The sequence below is a fragment of the Allobosea sp. 01N443 genome, from assembly GCF_056399325.1.
Genome location: NZ_JBFTRC010000350.1, coordinates 1 through 2,697, shown reverse-complemented (window position 1 = coordinate 2,697; position 2,697 = coordinate 1). Strand labels below are relative to the sequence as shown.

The 2,697-nt window shown below is 67.9% G+C and carries 3 protein-coding genes and 1 pseudogene; all 4 read right to left on the bottom strand.

Features of this window, described 5'->3' with window-relative positions:
- Positions 1-295: pseudogene (locus AC1DRP_RS36140) on the bottom strand (ABC transporter permease); the annotation flags it as partial.
- Positions 295-1,020: a glycerophosphodiester phosphodiesterase gene (locus tag AC1DRP_RS36135; RefSeq protein WP_441507772.1), complete on the bottom strand. Its 726-nt coding sequence runs from the start codon at positions 1,018-1,020 to the stop codon at positions 295-297. The pseudogene AC1DRP_RS36140 and the gene AC1DRP_RS36135, both read right to left, overlap by 1 nt.
- Entirely contained in the window at positions 1,017-2,009 is a 993-nt protein-coding gene (locus AC1DRP_RS36130; protein WP_476771093.1) for an ABC transporter ATP-binding protein, read from the bottom strand. The genes AC1DRP_RS36135 and AC1DRP_RS36130 overlap by 4 nt, the downstream gene beginning before the upstream one ends.
- Positions 2,006-2,697 (bottom strand): ATP-binding cassette domain-containing protein (locus AC1DRP_RS36125; protein ID WP_476771092.1); only part of this gene is annotated, 692 nt, incomplete at its 5' end. The genes AC1DRP_RS36130 and AC1DRP_RS36125, both read right to left, overlap by 4 nt.

Sequence of the window (2,697 nt, the reverse complement as noted above, 5' to 3'; positions counted from 1 at the left end):
GCGTATGGGGGAGCGCACCTGCGATCAGCTCCACCGCCGGGCGCTGATCGGAGAGCGAGAGGCCGAAATCGCCCTGTGCGATGCCGGCGAGATAGGAGACGTATTGCTGCCAGAGGGGTCGATCGAGCCCGAATTTCTCGCGGTAATGCGCGATGAGTTCGGGCGAGGCCTGGTCTCCGACCAGGGCATCGATCGGGTCCCCCGACAGGTTCAGCGCGACGAAGGTCAGGGTCACGATCAGCCAAACCGTCAGGAGGCCGCGCGCCAGCTTGGTCAGGAAATGACGGCCCGGCATCACGACGCCACGCGGTTTTGTGTTCCGACGAGCAGGTCGGGGTCGTTGAGCAGCACGGCCTGCGGCGACTTCTCCAGGATGGCAGCAAGGCCATCGGCATCGACATCTCCGACACGGCGCCCGGTTCCGCTCCCTCCCGCCGTGACCCAGACCGGCACATGCCCGAGCAGGCCTGTCGCGACCGTTCCGTCGAGACCGCCTTCCCAGATCCGGAAGGCGCTCGCTCCGGCTGCCGCGAAATGGTCCGGGTTTGCCTTATCGGGAAGGAAGGCGAGCACCCGGACGCCCGGCATCTGGAGCCGGGCGTGGGCGACCTGCAGGACGTCGCGCACACCGATCCATACCCGATCGCGCAGCCCTGCCCCATCGATCACCGCGATCACCGCGTCGATGATCGTCAGATCCTGCGTCTTGACGTCGATCAGGGCCTGTCGATGCGGGCAGATCGCTGCGAGCGCCTCGGCCAGGGTCGCGAGCCGGATGCCGCTCGAGCGCGCGATCGTCGCCAGCTCCGCGTAGGTGGTTGTCGCGATGGCCGCCGTGCTGCCTGCCAGCCGCGCCAGATCTGGATCATGCGCGGCGATGACGACGCCGTCCGCCGTCAGGCGCGCATCGGTCTCGACGAGATCGGCCCCGGCGGCGATCGCCGCCCGATAGGCCTCCAGCGTATTCTCCGGGTAGCCGGCGGAGTGGCCGCGATGGGCAATGACAAGCGGCCGGTTCACGATTCTGCCCTCAGTTCTTCGGAGAAATGGCAGCGGACGCTGCGGCCACCCTCGACTTCCCGCAGCACCGGCATCTCGACGGAGCAACGCGGGCGGGCATAGGGGCAGCGGGTGTGGAAATGACAGCCCGGGGGCGGATTGGCAGGCGACGGCGGATCGCCCATAAGCCGGGCCGATCGCGTGCGCCTGGGCGCGGAGAGATCGGGAATCGCGGCCAGAAGCGCCATGGTGTAGGGGTGCAGCGGCTGCCGGTAGACCGGATCCGTCGGCCCCTCCTCGACGATCTGGCCGAGATACATCACGGCGATGCGGTGCGAGAGCTGCTTCACTACGCGCAAATCGTGGGAGATGAAGAGATAGGCGATATCGAACCGCTCCTGCAGCTCCTGCAGGAGTTCGGTCACCTTCGATTGAACGGAGACATCGAGCGCCGAGACCGGTTCATCACAGACGATCAGGCTGGGTTTCATGGCCAGCGCGCGGGCGATGACGACGCGCTGCGCCTGGCCGMCACTGATCTGATGGGGAAAGTGTCCGGCCGTTTCCGGCGGGAGGGCCACCGCCCGCATCAGGCGCGCGACCTCGGCATCCCGACCGGCCCGATCTCCGATCTCGTGCAGGTCGAGCGGCTCGCGGATCTGCCGGCCGATGCTCAGCCGCGGATCGAGCGCCGATTGCGGATTCTGGAAGATCATCTGGATGTCGCGGCGCTGCCGCTGCCAGTCGCCCGGGCTCAAACCGGCAAGGTCGCGCCCCTTGAAGACGATCTCGCCGCCGCTCGGGCGCTCGAGCCCGACGATCATCCGGCCGGTCGTGGACTTGCCACAACCGGATTCCCCGACAAGGCCGAGCGTCTCGCCGACCCGCAGCATGAGCGAGACATCTTCGACGGCGCGGATCGTCTGCTGCGACCGGAAGAAGGAGCGTCCGCCGCCGAAATGGCGACGCAGCTTCGAGACCCGCAGCAGCGGTTCCGACCGTTCACTCATGAGGCGACCCGCTCGCGATAGACCGGCGCGGAGACATCGAGGCGCGGCATTGCGGCCAGAAGCTCGCGCGTGTATTGCGCTTCCGGCGCCTGCAGGATGCGCTCGGCCGGGCCGGCCTCGACCACGCGGCCATGGCGCATCACGACGACATCGTCGGCCATCTCGGCGACAACCCCGAGATCATGGGTAACGAACAGGATCGCCATGCCCAGCTCGGCCTTCAGCCGGTTGAGCAGGTCGAGGATCTGCGCCTGGATCGTCACGTCGAGTGCCGTCGTCGGCTCGTCGGCGATCAGCAGACRCGGCTCGCAGGCCAGCGCCATCGCGATCATCACGCGCTGCGCCATGCCGCCGGAGAACTGGTGGACATAGGATGCCAATCTTTGTGCGGGCTCGGGAATTCCGACCATCCGCAGCAGCTCGAGCTCGCGCGCCTGGCGCTGCGGCTCGGAGAGCGAGCTGTGCAGCCGCAGGGTCTCGCGCAGTTGCGTGCCGACGGTGTGCAGCGGATTGAGCGAGCCGAGCGGGTCCTGGAATACCATGCCGATGCCGCGTCCACGGATCGTCTCCAGCTCGCTTTCGCTCGCCAGGGCGAGATCGCGCCCCTCGAACAGGATGCGCCCGCCGACGCGCCGGCCGTTCCGCGGCAGCAAGCCGAGCACGGCCTGGCAGGAGACGCTCTTGCCGC